Below are 18,150 nucleotides of genomic sequence, written 5' to 3'. Positions count from 1 at the left end.
GCATAAGTTTTTAGACAAAAAATAAGGGTTAAAAATAAAATGAAAATTTTTATTAATCAGTAATGTATTCTCCATGATTCTCAATCACACCAGTCCATCTTTCTACTAATTTAAAAATTCCTTTTTCAAAAAAATCATTATTTTTAATTAATTATTATATATAATTTTATTTATATAATTTAAAAACTTACATTTTCTATACAATCTAATCTGCCTTTTATATAACCTTGTAATATTTTGTTTTTCTCAATTGTATAAAAAATAAGGCAAGTTAAACTTACCTTATTTTAATTTAAGACACTATTATTTTTATAAATTTTTTCTTTCCAATTTGCACGACAAGTTCGCCTTCTTTTGGCAAGAACTCTTCTTTAGTTATTTTTTTATCATTTATTTTTACTCCACCTTGTGCTAAAAGTCTTCTAAATTCACTTTTACTAGATACTAAACCTTTATCTACTACTATTTGGATTAAATCGAAGTTTTCTTTTTCTGCATTTATTGTATCTATATCTTTTGGCTTTTGTCCCATTTGGAATATCATTTTAAATCTCTCTTCTGCTTGATCTACTTCTTCTGCTGTGTGATATAAGCTGACTATTTCTCTCGCTAAATCCATTTTCATATCTCTTGGATTTATGTTTTCATCTTTTAATTTAGATTTTACTTCTTTTATTTTTTCATCACTTACATCAGTTAATAATGTATAGTATTTTACAATTAGTTCATCTGGTATTTCCATGACCTTTTGATATTTTGATTTTGCCGATTCGTAAATTCCTATATAATTACCTAGAGTTTTACTCATTTTATTTTTGCCGTCTAATCCCTCTATAAGAGGCATCATAATTACAACTTGTGGCTCTTTTCCTATCTCCTTTTGCAGAGTTCTGCCAGAAAGCAAATTAAATCTTTGGTCTGTTCCTCCAAATTCTATATCTGCTTCAATAGCAGTCGAATCAAAAGCCTGCATTAAAGGGTAGAAAAATTCATTTAAATATATAGGTCTTTGATTTTCAAATCTCAGCCTAAAATCCTCTCTCTCAAGCATTCTCGCTACTGTTGTATATTGTGTCAACTGTAAAACATCTTCAAACGTCAATTTAGATAGCCATTCACTGTTAAACTTTATAGTTGTTTTTTCTTTATCTAAGATTTTAAATACTTGTTCTTCATATGTCTTTGCATTTTGTAATACTTCTTCATCACTTAAAGACTTTCTCATTTTTGATTTTCCTGTGGGGTCTCCTATCTTACCCGTAAAATCACCTATTATTATAATAATCTCATGTCCTAAGTCTTGTAATTGTTTTAGTTTTCTAAGAATAACTGTATGTCCTAGGTGTATATCTGGTGCACTAGGATCTAGCCCCAATTTTATTTTTAATGGCTTATTATTATTTATTGATTTCTCTAATTTTTTTATTAATTCTTCTTCATTAATTATATCTAATGTTCCCTTTTTTATTATTTTCAATTGTTCTTCTACAGATTTCATAAATGACCTTCCTTCCCCATAATGCTCAAAAAGCTCTCATCCATAAGGACGAGAGCTCCTATATTCACTAACTCTTAAATCTCTTTTTAGCCAAGACCTCTCTTTAAATTCGATTGAATTTATTTATTATCTCAACTATAAATATATCTTTAATTTAAATATATTAATATTATTATAGTTTGTCAATCATTTTATAAATTTATACATTCGTATATATTACCTAGATAATCTCTATTTTCATCAATATAAACTTATATCCTATTTTCATTATTTTTATCTATTATCTGTTATAATATTTTTAAGGGGATTTTTTTATTTATTTTATTTTTAAGGTGGGAAAAACAATGACATTTGAACAATTAAGGTCTTTTTTAGCTGTTGTAAAAAATAATCACTTTACACTAGCTTCCCAGCAATTATTTATATCTCAATCATCAATATCTAAACATATAAAAGCCTTAGAAAAGGAAATTGGGATTGAGCTTTTTAAAAGGGAACATAGGACTATCACGTTGACACCAGCAGGGCAAGAATTTCTTGAATTTGCAAAACAAAGCGTTGATAGCTATGACAAAATGCAAAGGGGTTTAGAAAAATACAAAAGTCAAGAAAGTGAAATTATTACAATTGGGGTTATAGATACAATGATTGAATATGGACTGGCAGCTCTTATAGGCGATTTTCACAAAGAATATCAAAATATTCAAATAGAGCTTATAGAAAGAAGTAACAATTCCATATTAGAATATTTAAGTCTGTCTAAATTTAATTTAGCATTTGTAAACAATATAGGCACAAATAGCAAATTATTAGATTCATGTGCTCTTTTTCATGATAATTTAGTCATGGTCACTTCTGAAAACCATAGATTTTTAGAAAATAAAACTATTGCTCTTTCAAAAACATCAAAAGAAAAATATATTTCGTTAAGCGGCGACTCAACTTTACACAATATATTTTTAAGTGTTTGGGGTAACTTAAACTTTTTTCCAGAAGTGTCTTATATAGATAGTCAGACAAAAACATTACTTGCATTAGTATCTGAAGATATGGGTATAACTCTTCTTCCCGATACTATCGCTATGTCATATAAAAACAACATAAATAGCCATATAAAAATCATCAATTTATTTGATAATTTTTATGCGACGACTTATTTAGTTAATATAAAAAATAAAAAATTATCTAAAAACGAGACTATATTTAAGGATTTTGCTTTGAAATGGTTCGACAAACAGATATCTTAATATTAAAAAAAGGGGAATGAACCTCCCCTCTTTATAGTATTTTTATTGATTTATAATTTATCTACTATTTCTTTAGCTATTTTTTTATCATCAAAATAATATTTTTTATCTCCTTTTATTTGATAATCTTCATGACCTTTACCCGCTATAATTATTAAATCTTGGTTTTTATATATTTCTATAGCAGTTTTTATCGCCTCTTTTCTATCTTTTACGATTAAGTAATTGTCTAATTTAGTATTTATACCTTTTAAAATATCATTTATTATTTCTGTTTCATTTTCAAATCTAGGATTATCTGAAGTTATAATTGAAATATCTGAATTGTCTTGGGCGATTTTTCCCATTATCGGTCTTTTTGTTTTATCTCTATCTCCACCACATCCAAAAACTAAAATTATTCTTCCTTTTGTAAATAATCTTGCACTTTTTATTAAATTAAGAAGTGCATCAGGAGTGTGGGCATAATCTACAATTATATTTATGTTTTTTTCATTTTCAACACAATCTAATCTGCCTGGTACACTTTTTAAAGTTTTAACCCTACTTATTACTTCTTCATACCCTATACCTAGTGATATACAAGTACTTATTGCTGCTAATGTGTTGTATACGTTAAAATAACCTAATATAGGTATTGATACTTTAAATTTACCTTCATTTGTAGTTAATGTATATTCTGTTTTGTCGTGGTATAATTTTATATCACTCGCTCTAAAATCGGCTTTTTTATTTATTCCATAAGTATATGTCTTTATATCTCGTTTTAAACTGTGTTCAAAGAATTCTTCTCCTACTTCATCATCTATATTAAAAATATTTACTGAATTTGTTTTATAAAATAATCTCTCTTTAGCATTTTTATAGTTTTCAATATTTTTATGAAAATCTAAATGGTCTTGAGTTAAATTTGTAAACACTCCTATTTTATAATCAATACAATCTACTCGATTTAAGACTAAAGCATGGGAAGAAACCTCCATAATGCAGTATTTACAGTCATTTGCTATCATCTTATTTAAATTTCTTTGTATGTCTAAGCTCTCTGGAGTTGTATTTTTAGATATTGTATTTTTATCTCCATCGTATATTTCTATAGTCCCTATACTTCCCACCTTGCTGTCATATTCAAGTATCTGCCTTATAAAGCTCACTGTACTTGTCTTTCCATTTGTCCCTGTAATCCCAACTAAATTTATTTTTTGACATGGATTATCAAAAAAGTTCTTTGCAATTATGGCCATAGATTTTTTAATATTTTCTACTCTTATATATGTTATATCTTTTTTATAAGGTATTTTTCTATCAATTAATATTACCTTTGCTCCCCTTTTTATCGCATCATCTATAAAGTCGTGCCCATCTACGTTATTTCCTTTTATACATATAAACATGCTACCTTCTATGACAGTTCTAGAATCATATGAAATATCTTCTATCTCTACATCTACTGGCCCATTGATTGCTAAAATATCAACTGACTGCAACATTTTTAAAAGTTTCATAAACTCCCCCTTAGAGGATAATCCCTCTCGATAATTAATAATTAACACTATTTTGCTTATGTATTTAGCACTCCCTATTTTTTCTAAAGTTTATCAATAAGGAATATACATCTTCATTATTTGAAAAAAAGTCTATCAATGTATTTATTTTTTCAAGTGTATCGTAATTTATTGTATGTTCTATTTTTTCTGTTTCTTCATGTATATCTTCTTTTAAACCTAGAATTTCTAAAAATTTATAAATTGTATTATGCCTTTTTAGTAATGTATCTCCCAATTTATATCCCATTTTTGTCAGCTTTATATAATCGTATTTTTTATATTCTAATACACCTTTTTCATCTAGCTTTTTGACCATTTTGGTGACAGATGCAGGTTTTATATTTAATTCACTTGCAACGTCTTTTACTTTTACATTCCCATTTTTAAGATATATTCTATAAATCATCTCTACATAATCTTCTTCACTAGGTGTTAATTTATTATTTTTCATATATTCACTAAATGTAAAATATTCACTCAAAAAAACACCTCCTATATATTTATTATTTTTTTTTAGAAAATTTATTACTATTTTGCACAATTTATGTATTATTTTCATACCTTAAAATTAGAAAAGTTAGCTTAGGCTAAAATTTTTAAGGAGGAGTTAAAATTGAAAAGATTAACAGATGTAAAAATAAAAACAACAGCTCAAGTTGAAGATTTATTATCAGATGGTAATTTGAGAGAAAGAATGTTAGCACTTGGATTTACAAAAGGTGCTCTTATAGATGTATTGAGAAAGGGTCCTAAAGACCACCTAACTGTATATAAGGTTAGAGGTAGTAAAATAGCCCTTAGAAAAGAGGAAAGTAATTTAATTTTAGTAAAATAATAGGAGGATATATAAATGGGTTTGACATATAAAAATTGTAAAATCAAATCTCTGCAAGATTCCTTTAATATAAAACAAAAAGAAAATTCATATATAGTTGCATTAGCTGGAAATCCAAACACAGGAAAAAGTACTGTATTTAATTATTTAACTGGATTAAAGCAACATACTGGTAACTGGCCTGGAAAGACAATAGCAACTGCAAGAGGTGAATTCACATACAATAATATCAACTACAACCTTATAGATTTACCTGGAACATATTCTCTATTTGCCCTATCTCAAGAAGAAGTTGTAGCTAGGGATTTCATATGTTTTGGTGATGTAGATGCCGTTATTGTTGTATGCGATGCAACGTGTTTGGAGAGAAATTTAAATTTACTTTTTCAAGTATTAGAATTAACAAGCAAAGTCGTTTTGTGCGTTAATCTGATAGATGAAGCCGAAAAAAAATCTATAAAGATAAATAAAGAAAAAATGGAGCAATTACTTGGTATTCCAGTCGTACTGACAAGTGCACGCAATAAAATTGGAATGGATGAATTGCAAAATGCACTAGAAAAAGTTGTTTTGCAAGAAAAAGTCGATAATAAAAATTATGTAGTATATAATGATGAAATCGAATCCTTGGTGGAGTCTTTTAAAGATGATTTAGAAAACACATTTCCCCAAATAAACTCAAGATGGCTAGGTCTTAGGATAATAGATGGTGATGAAAGTTTATTTTCATCTTTAAGCAACTATATTGAAGGAGATTTTGAAGATACTCTAGAATATATAAAACATCAACTTCCTCAAAATTTAGACAAAAAAAGAATAAGAGATGAAATTTCAAAGCTAAATTACGACTATGCTTCAAGCTTATTTGAAAATGTAGTAAGTCAAAAAAATGATAAAGAAGATATTGACGACAAAATAGATTCTATTATTACGTCAAAATATTTTGCAATTCCAACAATGCTTGTTATGCTCGCTATAATCTTATGGATAACTATTTCTGGATCAAATTATCCTTCTGAAGTTTTATCCAATCTTTTATTTAGCATTGAACCTGGTATGTACTCTTTTTTGAGTAGTTTAAATGTTCCAAAATGGTTTTGCGATATGATGGTTTATGGATTATATAAAACATTTGCATGGGTTGTATCTGTTATGTTGCCACCTATGGCAATCTTCTTTCCTTTGTTCACCTTTTTAGAGGATTTAGGATATCTGCCTAGGGTTGCATTTAATTTAGACCATTTATTTAAAAAATGTAAAACTCATGGTAAACAGTGTTTGACAATGTGTATGGGATTTGGTTGTAATGCTTGTGGAGTTATAGGGTGTAGAATTATTGATTCACCAAGAGAGAGACTAATAGCCATTCTTACAAATACATTTGTTCCATGTAATGGTCGTTTTCCTACTTTAATCGCAATATCTACTATATTTTTTACCTCTGCAATTAACAATACATTTTTTTCTAGCATATCTACTGCAATTTTTGTTACTTTAATTGTTTTGATAGGTATAGGAATAACTTTACTTGTATCTTATTTATTATCTAAAACACTTATAAAAGGAGAAAGTTCCACATTTACGTTGGAGCTGCCACCTTATAGAGTGCCACAAATAGGAAGAATCATCTATACTTCCTTAATAGATAGAACTTTATTTGTATTGAGTAGGGCCGTTATAGTTGCTATTCCTGCCGGTATAATAACATGGATTTTAGCAAATACTTATATTGGGGATATGACAATATTAAACCATATAGCCTTGTTTTTGGACCCAATAGGAAAATTTATAGGATTAGATGGTTTTATACTTTTGGCATTTATCTTGGGTATGCCTGCAAATGAAATTGTAATACCTATTTTAATAATGTCTTATATGGCTACAGGTTCTATGACAGACTACACAAGTCTTCAAGAATTAGGCAACTTGCTTACTGACCATGGTTGGACTTATTTAACAGCGCTTAACTTAATGCTTTTTAGCTTACTTCATTGGCCATGCACAACTACATTATTGACAATAAAAAAAGAAACAAAGAGTATTAAATGGACTGCTCTTGGATTTTTAATTCCAACAGCTATAGCATTCTTTATATGCACAATTACTAGAATATTATCTGATATATTGACTTTTATTATATAAAGTAGTAAAACTTAATTTTTAAAACTTTAGATTTTTTTAAAATATTAATATAAATTTTAATTATTAATTTTTTAAAGTAAATATAAATTTATATATGTTATAAAAATAAATATTTTGCTGTATCTTGATATCTTTATGATACAAGATACGGCTTTATAATTTATTTTTTTAATATTTATTTCAATAATTCTAAATTTTCTAATAAATATACTACTTTTTACTGATTAATTTTTGTCAATATAGTACAATTATAATATATAGAATATAATTTTTACGGAGGGATTATTATGGATAAATTATTCATTTTATTATTTGTTTTATTTGGTATAGGTTTTATTTATTTTCTTTTTATGGTAAGTATTCAGTTTACGCGTATTAATAAAATTAATTTGCAGCTTGGCATGGATGTTACTAAACTGTACGATAATGACGATGATTTTGGGGATATTTTTAGTTATCTCATTAAGAAGTGCGCTATGTTTTTATATAAAGTTTCTGCAAAACTATAAGAAATCATATTTCGAGAGAACGTTATCTTTGTATAAAAATATAATTTAGTGTATACATTATAATTATATCAAAGCTATTAAAATCTATTTTTTGTATACATCATAAATCTACATAAAAAGTATTAAGTTAAATTTAATCAAAATCTCTGTTCTAAATATCATAAAAATATTTTTTTGAATTATATTTATGTAAATTATACTTACCCACGATATATAAAATATAAAGGAATCTCATTTCCTTAGAATAAAAAAAGTGGGATATAATCCCACTTTTTTACTTTAAACAGGCTGTTATTATATAAAATTAGTCCTAATAAAAATTCTTTAATTGATTCAATCTACTTGGATGTCTCAATTTTCTTATGGCCTTAGCCTCTATTTGTCTAATTCTTTCCCTAGTAACTCCAAATACTTTTCCTATTTCTTCTAAAGTTTTAGGGTCATCATCATCAAGACCAAATCTCATTCTTAAAACTTTTTGTTCTTGATCACTAAGTCCTGTTAATAATTCATTTATTTTCTCCCTTAAATTGTGTTGTTCCACTTCGTGCATAACTACATCGGAAAAGTTAGCATCTGAAGGTATAAATTCTACTAAACTACTGTCTTCATCTTCTTTTATTGGTGTATCTAGTGATACAACGTTTTTGTCTCGTTTTAGAATTTCAATAACTTTTTCGACGTCCATATCGCAAATGTCAGCCAACTCTTCTAGTGATGGCTCTCTTTGTAAAACATTTGAAAGTTCTTGTTTTTTTCTTTTAACAAAATTAATTCTTTGATGAAGGTGAACTGGTATTCTAATAGTATTTTCACAATCGTCTATATATCTTGTAATGCTTTGTTTTATCCACCAAGTAGCATACGTACTAAACTTATACCCTTTAGTATAGTCGTATTTTTCTACGGCTTTGATAAGACCTATATTCCCCGCTTGTATTAAGTCAAGCATATCAACATTTTCTTTTCTATATTTTTTGGCTATACTTACAACTAATCTATAATTAGCGTTTATAAAATCTTCTTTTGCCTCAGGTATTTCTTCGTTAACCTTTTTAGCCAATTCAACTTCTTCAACTGCAGACAGCATTTTATATGCTTCAATTTCTTTTAAATACATTTTCATTGCATTTGATGATCCTGAAGTATCTGCATGGACATAATTTTCGTAAGTATTTTCTTTTTTAGCCCCCATAATATAACCCCTTCTTTTACACATAGTTTATTTAAATCTTATATAGCTATTATATGTTTGTAAATAAAAAAAATGTAATTCCATTTACTCAAAATGTCAATTACTTTATCTATAATATAATTCTACGTTTTTTTGTAAAAACCTTTATTTTTTCACAAATTTTTGCATTTTTGTGATATACATAGATAAATTCTTTATTTACAAACTTTTTATCAATAAAATTCTTGCAAACTAACTCTTAGTGATGGTTGTGTCCACAACCGCAACCATCTTCATGATTGTGTTCATGAGAGTGATCATGACCACAACCACAACCGCATTCATGACCGTGCATCATTTCTTCTCTTTTTATTTTTTCTTCCATTTCAAAGAATTCTTTTTTCATTTGATCATATGTAGGAAGAGATGCTTCTGTATCGTATTCTTCCCCAGTCCAATCAGCATACATCATTTCATTTCCGTTTGTAAGTATCATTCTACCAGCAGTAGTTATGTTATCTACATCTTCAAGGAAATCTATTTCTTTTTGTAATGCTGCTCCTTCCATTACAAAGTCTTCATCAACGCATGTAGCTATTAAAACTGGAACGTAGAAATCTTCTCCATCTTCTTTAACAACAACATTTACTATTATGTCTAAAACACCTTCAGCTCCTTCTTCAAATTCACTTAAAGGCACATTAGTGTCTATCATATCTTGAGGTACTAGTAAATCCTCCATTAGATATTTTAATACTCTTTCTTTAACAAATTCTTTTGACATACTTTTCTCCTTTCTTTTAAGAAAAACCTCTTTATTGATTCTTTTCAAGGTATATTTTCTTTTAACATACTGATATATTTTATTTAAACTAAAAAAATACTATCAATACATTATAAAATACACAAAATTATTTGTCTTTTTACTTAGAAAATACCATATTTCTTCTTTATAATATAATAGATTTAAAAATTTTTCAATCTTATTTATTACTTATTTTATATAGTATTCAAGATTTTGGTATGTTTTTAAAGTTCAAATACAAATTTTTATAGTTTAGGAATGAAAAATTTACTTTTTAAATTAAAATATATTTCTTCATCTAATCCTATCTTTATAGTTATACCCATTTTATGCTATATTAATTCTCTATAATATATAATTTCATTTTTATGTCTTTTTCTTAAAAATTCCTTAAAATAAAGATATTTTAATTTTTTTAGTATATAATCATGTTACAACATTGTAATCGTATTTATTTTTAAAAAGCTATATATTATTAATGTGAGCAAATTATAATTTTACAATTATATATTTTAGGAAATAATACAAGGTATGTATTGGGAGGAAGTAAAATGAAGATTAAAAACAAAATAGTTTCTGTATTAATGGCTACATGCTTAATGTTTTCTTCTTTTGGCATAGGTACATCTTTTGCTGATAGCTCAAAAGTAGTTACTATAGGCGTAAATAATACTGCAGAACAAAAACAGACTATTTTAAATTACTTTGGTGTAAAAGAAAGCGAAGTACAAATTGTAACCGTAAATAATAAAGAGGAAAGAGCTTATTTAGGAAAGGTTGCTACAGAAGAACAATTAGGTACTAAGACTTATTCTTGTGCTTATGTTGAACCTACAAAAGAAGGTAGCGGTATAAATGTAAAAACAGCAAATATAACTTGGGTAACATCTTCTATGGTTGCTACTACATTATCAACTGCTGGTCTTACTGGCGCTAACTGTGTTATAGCTGCTGTATTTCCTGTAAGTGGGACTGGTGCCTTAACTGGTGTTATGAAGGCATTTGAAAATGCTACTGGAGAAACTCTTGATGAAGATAAAAAAGAACTTGCTTCTGAAGAATTAATAACTACAGGAGATTTAGGTGATAAAATAGGTCAAGATAAGGCTACAGGTATAATAAATGATGTTAAAGCTGATATTATAAAAAATAATACAAGTGATAAAACACAAATTGCAAATACAATAAACAATATAACTAATAACTATAATGTAACTTTAACAGATGCTCAAGTTGATAAAATAATAGCTTTAATGCAAAAAATAGCTGCACAAAACTATGATTATAATGAGATGAAAGCTACTTTAAATAACGTGTCTGATGTTGTGCAAGATAACTTAAAAGAATCTGGTGAAAATATAGGTAACTCAGGAATATTAAGTTCTATTGGTTCATTCTTCAGTTCTATAGGAAACTGGTTCTCTAACTTATTTTCTAGTTCTGAAGATTTAGGTATATTAGGTGAAACAAATGATTCTATGTTAGGTAGTGATTCTATAATAGATGCAACTAATAAAGCTGCTGAAAATTTACCTTCAAAAGAAGAAGCTCAAGGTTTCTTCACAAAAATAGTTAATTGGTTTAAAAGTTTATTCTCATCAGACAATTCTAATAATAGTTCTGATGATTTAAATAAAAACAACGGTTCTACAATGATGAACCCAGATAGTAGCGATAGTAACAATGATAACACTAATAATAGTGATAGCAATACAAATACTGATTCTAATAACGACAGTAATTCTGATAGTAATGTAAATCAAAACACTGATAATAATTCATCAAATGAAAATACATTAAATCCAGAAGTACAAACTGATACAGAACATTTCGATACTAACCAATAAATTTAAAACAAAATGAGGCTGTCGCAAAATAAAATTTGCGATGGCCCTTTTCTAATTCTATTTATCTTTTTTTGTATATATTTATACTTTCTTCGTCAATGATTTTTAAGTTACCATTATCAATAACATATATATTATCACAAAGTTGTTCTATGTCTTCAAAATTATGACTAGTTAGGAGAATAGTGCGTCCTTCTTTTCGAAGCTCTTTTATTATTTTTTTTATATCTTGATATGTTTTATAATCAAGAGCATTAAATGGTTCATCTAAAATAAGTATATCTTGGTCTTCCATAATAGCTTGAGCTATACCAAGTTTTTGTTTCATCCCTAATGAATAATTACTAACCTTAACTTTATTATTAGGATTTAATCCAACTCTTTCCATAGTTTGTATTATTTTATCATTACTAATCTTATTATTAATTCCAGCTAGGAATTTTAAGTTGTCTAGTCCACTATACATACTGATATATCCAGGTTCATTAATAAATACACCTACATTTTTTGGGAAATCAACTTTATCTCCTAATTTTTCATTCCTTATATAAACCTGCCCACTATCAGGTGAGGTAAATCCACATATTAATTTAAATAAAACAGATTTTCCACTACCATTTGCTCCTACAATACCTACAGTACTACCTTTTTTTTATATCTAGATTTATATTATTTAAAATATTTATTCCATCATATTCTTTTGAAATTCTGTCTAACTTTATTACAGTTTCCATAATGTGTTCAACCTTTCTAATCAATTAATATTTTTTTATACGCAAATTTTTCTATATAAATAAAGCTTAATAAAATAAACGCTGATAATTCTATAATTACAGGGATCAATGTTAAGCCATAATCTCCTATATATTTAAATCGTGATAAGCTTGAAATTCCAAATGGCAAGTATAAGCACCACTTAAAAGGTAAAAAGCATAAACTATTTAATAATAGTAAACTTAAAAATGATAAGGTCATGTTTTTACTTAAACTGTATAGTAAGATTAATACTAATACCTGTAAGCTTAAATCTAAAACTTTAATTATGAAGATATTAGTACTTAATTGTATTACTTGAGAAGTAATTGGTATATTATTAAAAATACCAATTGCAATCGGAATAGCTATATTTAATAATACATAACTAACTACAAATAGCATTGAAGTCTTTAAAATAGAATTCATCCATTTTATCCCTTTTCCAAATCTTATGTTTATAAATAAACTCCTCTCACTACTTTCTTGTTCTAGAAATATAGCTATTATATATATTGGAGTTGTATTTAAAACTAACATTTCTAAGAATTCAATAATTCGAATATTATTGACTGGATGTCCTACAAATAGATTTACTAAATAATCGTTCATTGATTCAAAAGAGCTATTACCTTTCAGAAGCCCCCAAAAAGACATTAATATTAATACACTACATATCATAACTATATTATATCTTGAAAATAGAAGTCTTTTATAATAACTTATCTTATTTTTCCTTATATCTTTAATTTTTAACTTTTTATTCCAATATTTTTTATTTAATATACAAACAACTATAAGTACTGTCGTCATAGTTAATATATTTATAAATAATTTTGAGTCATAGCCAAAGTTTCTATGAAAAATTATATAATTATCAATAAAAACTATAGGTAAGTTATTTACTTTATCAATCTTTAAACCAAATATCATTAGAATATATACTATTATCATGATTTTAGTTGAAACCTTTTTACTGAAGAAGTTATTTATAGTAAAGAATGCAATAGATACTATAAATAATCCTGCTATCATATATATACAATTTATAAAAATAGCTTGTGTTACACTGCTAAAGTGTTGTGAATAGTATCCAAATAATTCATAACTTGGATTATTTGGTACATTAAAGTTATTATCACTTCTTAGACCTATTGACATTATAAATGCTACCACAAACTGAGCTATTACAAACATAAATGAAAATATTCCATATACAGCTAATTTACCCTTGAAATAATTCCAATAAGATGTACTTCTTATCAAAATATACTCCATATCATCATCCAGACTGCTATATATTGACAACATGAAAATTGGCATCATAAGATAGGTCAAATAGTAGTGCTCTGTAAAAATATATAATATAAATTGTTGTGATGATAAAGTTTGAGTAATTCTTTCATCCATGCTAAATATAGTTAACCCAAATAACAAAAATAAAAGTTTATTCGAAATTAATTTATTTAGATCAAGTTTTATCAATGTTTTCATAATGATACCTATACCTTATATATCAAAGTCTTTTTTATCTTTGAGTTGAAAACAACTATTAAGCCTATGAATAATATAGCTATCATAGGACCTGCAATCATAGAAAATACAGTAATCATTTTTTCATCCACTATAGTTGGGTCAAAAGATGTTACTAACCTATATTGTGGTACTCTAAGCACTGACAATATAAAGTTCTCTAAAATAGTATAAATGAAAGGACCTGTTAGTATTATAAATATATTATCAATATAAAGAGATAGTACAAATCCCATAGTTGCTATTATTATTGCTATTAAACTTCTCCAAATACTAATCAAAAAGCTATACATAAGTGGTTGGTTAACAAATAAATTACCTAATATATGTCTATCTTGAATAAGTATCGGTTCATTAGTTACCATATCATAAGTTCCTATATACGGCACTATTTCTGGCTTTATATATAATGCAATTAATGCTCCAATAAACATTGATACAAACATAATAGTCGCCGAACTTAATGCAACAACTATCCACTTCGATAGTAAGTACTTTTTCTTTGATACCCTCGGTAGAGTGTATAATAAAAACTTATTCTTTCTTTCATAATAAATTGTCCAACAACTTGGTATAACTACTATAAGCGGAAATAACATTGATATAAATTCTGTTGCTATTTCCCATGCCTCTAAATCAACTTGTAGCGAATAGTTTTTATATAATGTACAAGTCATAACACCTATAAAAATAGTTGCCAGAATTGTAGCTAAAAATACTGGCTTTTTTACCTTTTTCCATTCTAGTTTAATTAACGAATACAATTTTTTCGTCCTCCTATTATTAATGTTTAAGTTATGAATGTAGTATATGATAAATAAATTGCTATTACAATTCTTTAGAAATAAGTAATGACTTTAAAGGCATAAATATTTTTTCATTCCTCTAAAGTCATCATTTATGAATTTATTTAAGGTATTAAAACACCTATATTTAAGTAATTAACATTCTCTATACTTGTATTTTTAAATATAATTTTTCCTCTACATTTTTCAGTAATTAACTTTACATTGTATAAACCATATCCTCTATGTTTACTTCCATTATCTTTTGTAGAATATCCTTTCTCAAATAATTCCATAAACTCTGTATTAGAAAGTTGAGGATGTGGATTACACACAGTAACTTCAAGTTTGTCATCTATTTTATTCATCTTTATAAATATTGTGTCACCACTTTTACTTGCTTCTATAGCATTATCAATAAGAATTCCTAAAATTTCTACTATTTCATATTCTTCTGTGTATATCTTTTTTAGAGATGCACAGATATTAAGTTCGATGTTTATATTTTTTAAATTGGCTAATTTTATTTTAGAATAAATAAACCCTGAGATAACTTTATTGTCACATATAAATAACTCCTTAATACTATCATCCATCAATACATCTTTACTATATGTTCCAACTTTTAACTTAGCATCATCTAAAGTCTCTGCCGTTTCTAATATACTATAAATAGCTAAAAGTTTGTTATTAAACTCATGTTGCCTAGCTCTAACTTCAGACATTAAATCATCGATTACAGGAATATATTGTTCCATAACCTCTACACGTTTTTGCTGATTTATAACATTTCGCTGAGAAACTATTGACCATATATTAATAACTAACAACATAAAAAACACAAATACTACTATAGCTAAATTTTTTATAAGAATATCTACATCAAATTGAAAGCTCCAAACTAATACTAATAATGCTATCAGTGAATTTAATAGTATTAATTTAGTTATATAACTGTTATTCTTTAAATACTCTTTAAATTTATATAACGGTAATTTCAAAACAAAAATTAATATTAAAAGTAATGTAACTATTCTATATCCATATTCATATATATTAATATTTTGAACACTTATTAATTTAAATGGAACTACTGCAAGTATTCTTATAAAAATCCATATTATAATAGAAGCTATAGTTGCAAAAAATGCTTGGCTATTTTCCATGTTTAGATATATACTATTTGCTATCATTAAAAATATACATAAAAGAAATGTTCCATATAAAGAGTTAACAGGTAATATATCAAATCCTATAAAGTCCACCGTTGGCTGTATATAATTATCTGTAACTAATACACTCCATCTAGAAAATATATACACTAGATTAATAAATATAATCCAAGATAAGTTTTTATTAGATTTTTCTATTCTTTTGTTAGATAGATAATTACATAATAAGAACATAGCACTACTATCAAGTAGTGTTTGCGAAATTAGTTTAATATACTCCATCTAAAAACTTCTTTCCTATAGGAATAGTTCCCATATTATTTCTTAAATATATTAAATTATTTGCCTTGTCTATTTTTTCTATATAATTTGTATTTAATATATAACTTTTGTGACATTGTATAAATTTAGAGTCATTAATCATCTCTAAAAGTTTTTTTAATGAATATCCTGATATCATTTCTTTAGTATCCTTATTATCATTACATAAATTAAGTTCTAGTTTTTTTCCGAAAGATTCAATATAAATAATATTTTCTAAGTTATATTCAAAAACAAAAGATTTTTGTTCTATTCTTATTGTTTTAGAAACACTTTTTAGTTGTTTTTTGTACCCAATAACATCATCAAGAACAACGTTTATCTCACTTTTAGTAAATGGTTTTATTAAAAAACTATAACATTTTAGCTCTCTATAAGCTAAAAGTTCCTCACTTGCAAGAGCTGTAACAAAAACAATTGGGCTGTATTTATATCTGTCTATTTCCCTTAATTGTTTTGCTAAATGTGTTCCTTTATAGTCTTTTAATTGTATGTCTAAAATAAATATATCAATGGCATTAATTGTTGCATGCTCTAATGCTTTTTGTGCTTCTTCAAAAACTACAATATCTATATCTTTTTCAAATTCCTTTATGCTCTCTGAAATTATATTGCTAATATTTTTATCGTCTTCTGCTATCAAAATCTTCAACTTTAATATCTCCTCTCCGCCTTAGATTTTACTCTGCTATATTAATTAAAATAAATCATCTCTTTTCTTTCTTCGCTCTTCTCTTTTTAAGCTTAAAACATTGCTAGTATCTATAGTTCTTTTAGCTCTTGCCATTATATTTCTCCCTCCAAAAATAGTTTTGCATCTTGATTAGTATCGCTTAGTATATCATACATTTCTATAACTTATCAATAATATAGAAATATACAAGTAAGTGTTTACAATGATTTATAACCATAATTACATTATAATTATGGTTATTCTATAATATTAAATATTTGAAAACGTAATTGCTATAAAAGAAAAAGGTCAAAAGATAAGATTAATCTTTTGGCCTTTTTAATTTACTTGCTCATTTCTTTAGATTTTTCTATACAAGCACAAACTGCATTTATTACAGATGATCTCATACCTTCATTTTCTAAAACTTTTACTGCCTCTATTGTAGTTCCTCCTGGCGAACAAACCATATCTTTTAATTCTCCTGGATGTTTCCCGCTCTCAATCACCATTTTTGCAGCACCAAGCACTGATTGAGCTGCAAAATTATAAGCTTGTTTTCTTGGCATTCCACCAACAACAGCAGCATCAGCCATAGCTTCAATAAACATAAATACATATGCAGGTGAAGACCCACTAACTCCTATTACAGAGTCTATTAAGTACTCACCTACTACTTCACTTTTTCCAAAAGAGTCAAAAATACCTTTTACTATTTTTAATTCTGCATCTTCTATGTTTTTATTTGGACATAAAGCCGACATACCTTCATTTACAAGGGCAGGTGTATTAGGCATAGTTCTGATTATTTTTTTGTCATCTCCAATTATATTTTCCATGCTAGATATACTTTTTCCAGCAGCTATTGAAACTACTATTTTTTCATCTCCAATTAAATCTTTTACACTTTCTAAAACACCATCAAATATATTCGGTTTAACAGCCATAAAAACTATATCTGAATTTTTTACAACTTCTCTAGCATCTAAAGTTACATTTATATTGTATTCATCTTTTAGTTTATTTAGATTTGTCATTGTTTTAGCAGATGCTATAACATTTTGTGATTCTACTAAGTTTGATTTTATTATTCCGCCTATTATAGCTCCTGCCATGTTCCCAGCACCTATAAATCCTATTTTTTTCATTAATTTTGTCCTTTCTTTTGCAAGTTTAGCAAATAAATTTTTAATTATACTTATCTATAACCAATTATAATATTAAATTTTAATCAATACACCTTTTTTTATTATTTTTATAATATAAAATAATATTTTACAATTTTTTATCTATTTAATTCTTCCTATTT

At 26.5% G+C, this 18,150-nt stretch carries 16 protein-coding genes; 5 read left to right on the top strand and 11 right to left on the bottom strand.

Translation table 11 applies throughout. The annotated features are described in order from the left end of the window. Positions 1 to 292: 292 nt before the first annotated feature. Positions 293 to 1,498 (bottom strand): tyrosine--tRNA ligase, encoded by a 1,206-nt coding sequence (gene tyrS, locus RDX53_RS06115; RefSeq protein ID WP_295574847.1) that lies wholly within the window; start codon positions 1,496 to 1,498, stop codon positions 293 to 295. A gap of 344 nt (positions 1,499 to 1,842) precedes the next feature. Here tyrS and RDX53_RS06110 point away from each other — a divergent pair, with 344 nt between their 5' ends. Continuing rightward, entirely contained in the window at positions 1,843 to 2,745 is a 903-nt protein-coding gene (locus RDX53_RS06110; RefSeq protein ID WP_195929877.1) for a LysR family transcriptional regulator, read from the top strand. Between the two features lie 50 nt (positions 2,746 to 2,795). On the opposite strand, the gene RDX53_RS06105 is transcribed toward RDX53_RS06110, so the two are convergent. Together RDX53_RS06105 and RDX53_RS06100 are read right to left on the bottom strand one after the other, a co-directional pair. Beyond that, positions 2,796 to 4,250: a UDP-N-acetylmuramoyl-L-alanyl-D-glutamate--2,6-diaminopimelate ligase gene (locus RDX53_RS06105; RefSeq protein WP_307993850.1), complete on the bottom strand. Its 1,455-nt coding sequence runs from the start codon at positions 4,248 to 4,250 to the stop codon at positions 2,796 to 2,798. 64 nt (positions 4,251 to 4,314) lie between these two features. Then, complete coding sequence (locus RDX53_RS06100) at positions 4,315 to 4,773, bottom strand: metal-dependent transcriptional regulator (protein WP_243269559.1); 459 nt, start codon at positions 4,771 to 4,773, stop codon at positions 4,315 to 4,317. Between the two features lie 132 nt (positions 4,774 to 4,905). Between RDX53_RS06100 and RDX53_RS06095 the strand changes: the two genes are divergently transcribed. The 3 genes from RDX53_RS06095 (at position 4,906) to RDX53_RS06085 (ending at position 7,778) form a co-directional block, all read left to right on the top strand. Beyond that, positions 4,906 to 5,127, top strand: coding sequence for a FeoA family protein (locus tag RDX53_RS06095; protein WP_195929875.1), 222 nt, complete (start codon positions 4,906 to 4,908; stop codon positions 5,125 to 5,127). Between the two features lie 15 nt (positions 5,128 to 5,142). Then, positions 5,143 to 7,269, top strand: a complete 2,127-nt coding sequence (gene feoB / locus RDX53_RS06090) for a ferrous iron transport protein B (RefSeq protein WP_295675107.1) — start codon at positions 5,143 to 5,145, stop codon at positions 7,267 to 7,269. A gap of 287 nt (positions 7,270 to 7,556) precedes the next feature. Then, positions 7,557 to 7,778, top strand: a complete 222-nt coding sequence (locus tag RDX53_RS06085; protein WP_195929843.1) for a hypothetical protein — start codon at positions 7,557 to 7,559, stop codon at positions 7,776 to 7,778. 310 nt (positions 7,779 to 8,088) lie between these two features. On the opposite strand, the gene RDX53_RS06080 is transcribed toward RDX53_RS06085, so the two are convergent. Both RDX53_RS06080 and RDX53_RS06075 read right to left on the bottom strand, forming a co-directional pair. Then, on the bottom strand, positions 8,089 to 8,973 hold the full coding sequence (locus RDX53_RS06080) for an RNA polymerase sigma factor RpoD/SigA (RefSeq protein WP_195929844.1): 885 nt from the start codon (positions 8,971 to 8,973) through the stop codon (positions 8,089 to 8,091). Between the two features lie 238 nt (positions 8,974 to 9,211). Next, positions 9,212 to 9,736 carry a hypothetical protein gene (locus RDX53_RS06075; RefSeq protein WP_307993849.1) on the bottom strand — a complete coding sequence of 175 codons (525 nt, stop codon included), beginning with the start codon at positions 9,734 to 9,736 and terminating at the stop codon, positions 9,212 to 9,214. A 572-nt stretch (positions 9,737 to 10,308) separates the two neighbouring features. Here RDX53_RS06075 and RDX53_RS06070 point away from each other — a divergent pair. Further along, entirely contained in the window at positions 10,309 to 11,604 is a 1,296-nt protein-coding gene (locus RDX53_RS06070; RefSeq protein ID WP_295779057.1) for a DUF1002 domain-containing protein, read from the top strand. 61 nt (positions 11,605 to 11,665) lie between these two features. Here RDX53_RS06070 and RDX53_RS06065 read toward each other — a convergent pair whose 3' ends face one another. The 6 genes from RDX53_RS06065 to proC all read right to left on the bottom strand — a co-directional run bounded on the left by RDX53_RS06065 (position 11,666) and on the right by proC (position 17,989). Continuing rightward, positions 11,666 to 12,235 carry an ABC transporter ATP-binding protein gene (locus tag RDX53_RS06065; RefSeq protein ID WP_307993851.1) on the bottom strand — a complete coding sequence of 190 codons (570 nt, stop codon included), beginning with the start codon at positions 12,233 to 12,235 and terminating at the stop codon, positions 11,666 to 11,668. Between the two features lie 119 nt (positions 12,236 to 12,354). Next, complete coding sequence (locus RDX53_RS06060; RefSeq protein WP_307993848.1) at positions 12,355 to 13,683, bottom strand: hypothetical protein; 1,329 nt, start codon at positions 13,681 to 13,683, stop codon at positions 12,355 to 12,357. Positions 13,684 to 13,859: 176 nt separating this feature from the next. Further along, a complete protein-coding gene (locus RDX53_RS06055) occupies positions 13,860 to 14,654 on the bottom strand; it encodes an ABC transporter permease (RefSeq protein ID WP_295761168.1) in 795 nt (264 codons plus the stop codon). Positions 14,655 to 14,800: 146 nt separating this feature from the next. Further along, a complete protein-coding gene (locus tag RDX53_RS06050; protein WP_307993847.1) occupies positions 14,801 to 16,129 on the bottom strand; it encodes an ATP-binding protein in 1,329 nt (442 codons plus the stop codon). After that, positions 16,116 to 16,820 carry a LytTR family DNA-binding domain-containing protein gene (locus tag RDX53_RS06045; protein ID WP_295573887.1) on the bottom strand — a complete coding sequence of 235 codons (705 nt, stop codon included), beginning with the start codon at positions 16,818 to 16,820 and terminating at the stop codon, positions 16,116 to 16,118. The genes RDX53_RS06050 and RDX53_RS06045 overlap by 14 nt, the downstream gene beginning before the upstream one ends. A gap of 365 nt (positions 16,821 to 17,185) precedes the next feature. Then, positions 17,186 to 17,989 (bottom strand): pyrroline-5-carboxylate reductase, encoded by an 804-nt coding sequence (gene proC, locus RDX53_RS06040; protein WP_216571569.1) that lies wholly within the window; start codon positions 17,987 to 17,989, stop codon positions 17,186 to 17,188. Positions 17,990 to 18,150 lie beyond the last annotated feature (161 nt).

Source organism: uncultured Intestinibacter sp. (assembly GCF_902468165.1).
Classification (GTDB): domain Bacteria; phylum Bacillota; class Clostridia; order Peptostreptococcales; family Peptostreptococcaceae; genus Intestinibacter.
This window is presented reverse-complemented; position numbering and strand designations above follow the sequence as displayed.

Excerpts from the sequence above, each read along its gene's own strand:
- tyrS (WP_295574847.1), bottom strand. The coding sequence starts at position 1,498 with ATGAAATCTGTAGAAGAACAATTGAAAATAATAAAAAAGGGAACATTA.
- RDX53_RS06110 (WP_195929877.1), top strand. The coding sequence starts at position 1,843 with ATGACATTTGAACAATTAAGGTCTTTTTTAGCTGTTGTAAAAAATAAT.
- RDX53_RS06105 (WP_307993850.1), bottom strand. The coding sequence starts at position 4,250 with ATGAAACTTTTAAAAATGTTGCAGTCAGTTGATATTTTAGCAATCAAT.
- feoB (WP_295675107.1), top strand. The coding sequence starts at position 5,143 with ATGGGTTTGACATATAAAAATTGTAAAATCAAATCTCTGCAAGATTCC.
- RDX53_RS06085 (WP_195929843.1), top strand. The coding sequence starts at position 7,557 with ATGGATAAATTATTCATTTTATTATTTGTTTTATTTGGTATAGGTTTT.
- RDX53_RS06080 (WP_195929844.1), bottom strand. The coding sequence starts at position 8,973 with ATGGGGGCTAAAAAAGAAAATACTTACGAAAATTATGTCCATGCAGAT.
- RDX53_RS06075 (WP_307993849.1), bottom strand. The coding sequence starts at position 9,736 with ATGTCAAAAGAATTTGTTAAAGAAAGAGTATTAAAATATCTAATGGAG.
- RDX53_RS06070 (WP_295779057.1), top strand. The coding sequence starts at position 10,309 with ATGAAGATTAAAAACAAAATAGTTTCTGTATTAATGGCTACATGCTTA.
- RDX53_RS06060 (WP_307993848.1), bottom strand. The coding sequence starts at position 13,683 with ATGATGCCAATTTTCATGTTGTCAATATATAGCAGTCTGGATGATGAT.
- RDX53_RS06050 (WP_307993847.1), bottom strand. The coding sequence starts at position 16,129 with ATGGAGTATATTAAACTAATTTCGCAAACACTACTTGATAGTAGTGCT.
- proC (WP_216571569.1), bottom strand. The coding sequence starts at position 17,989 with ATGAAAAAAATAGGATTTATAGGTGCTGGGAACATGGCAGGAGCTATA.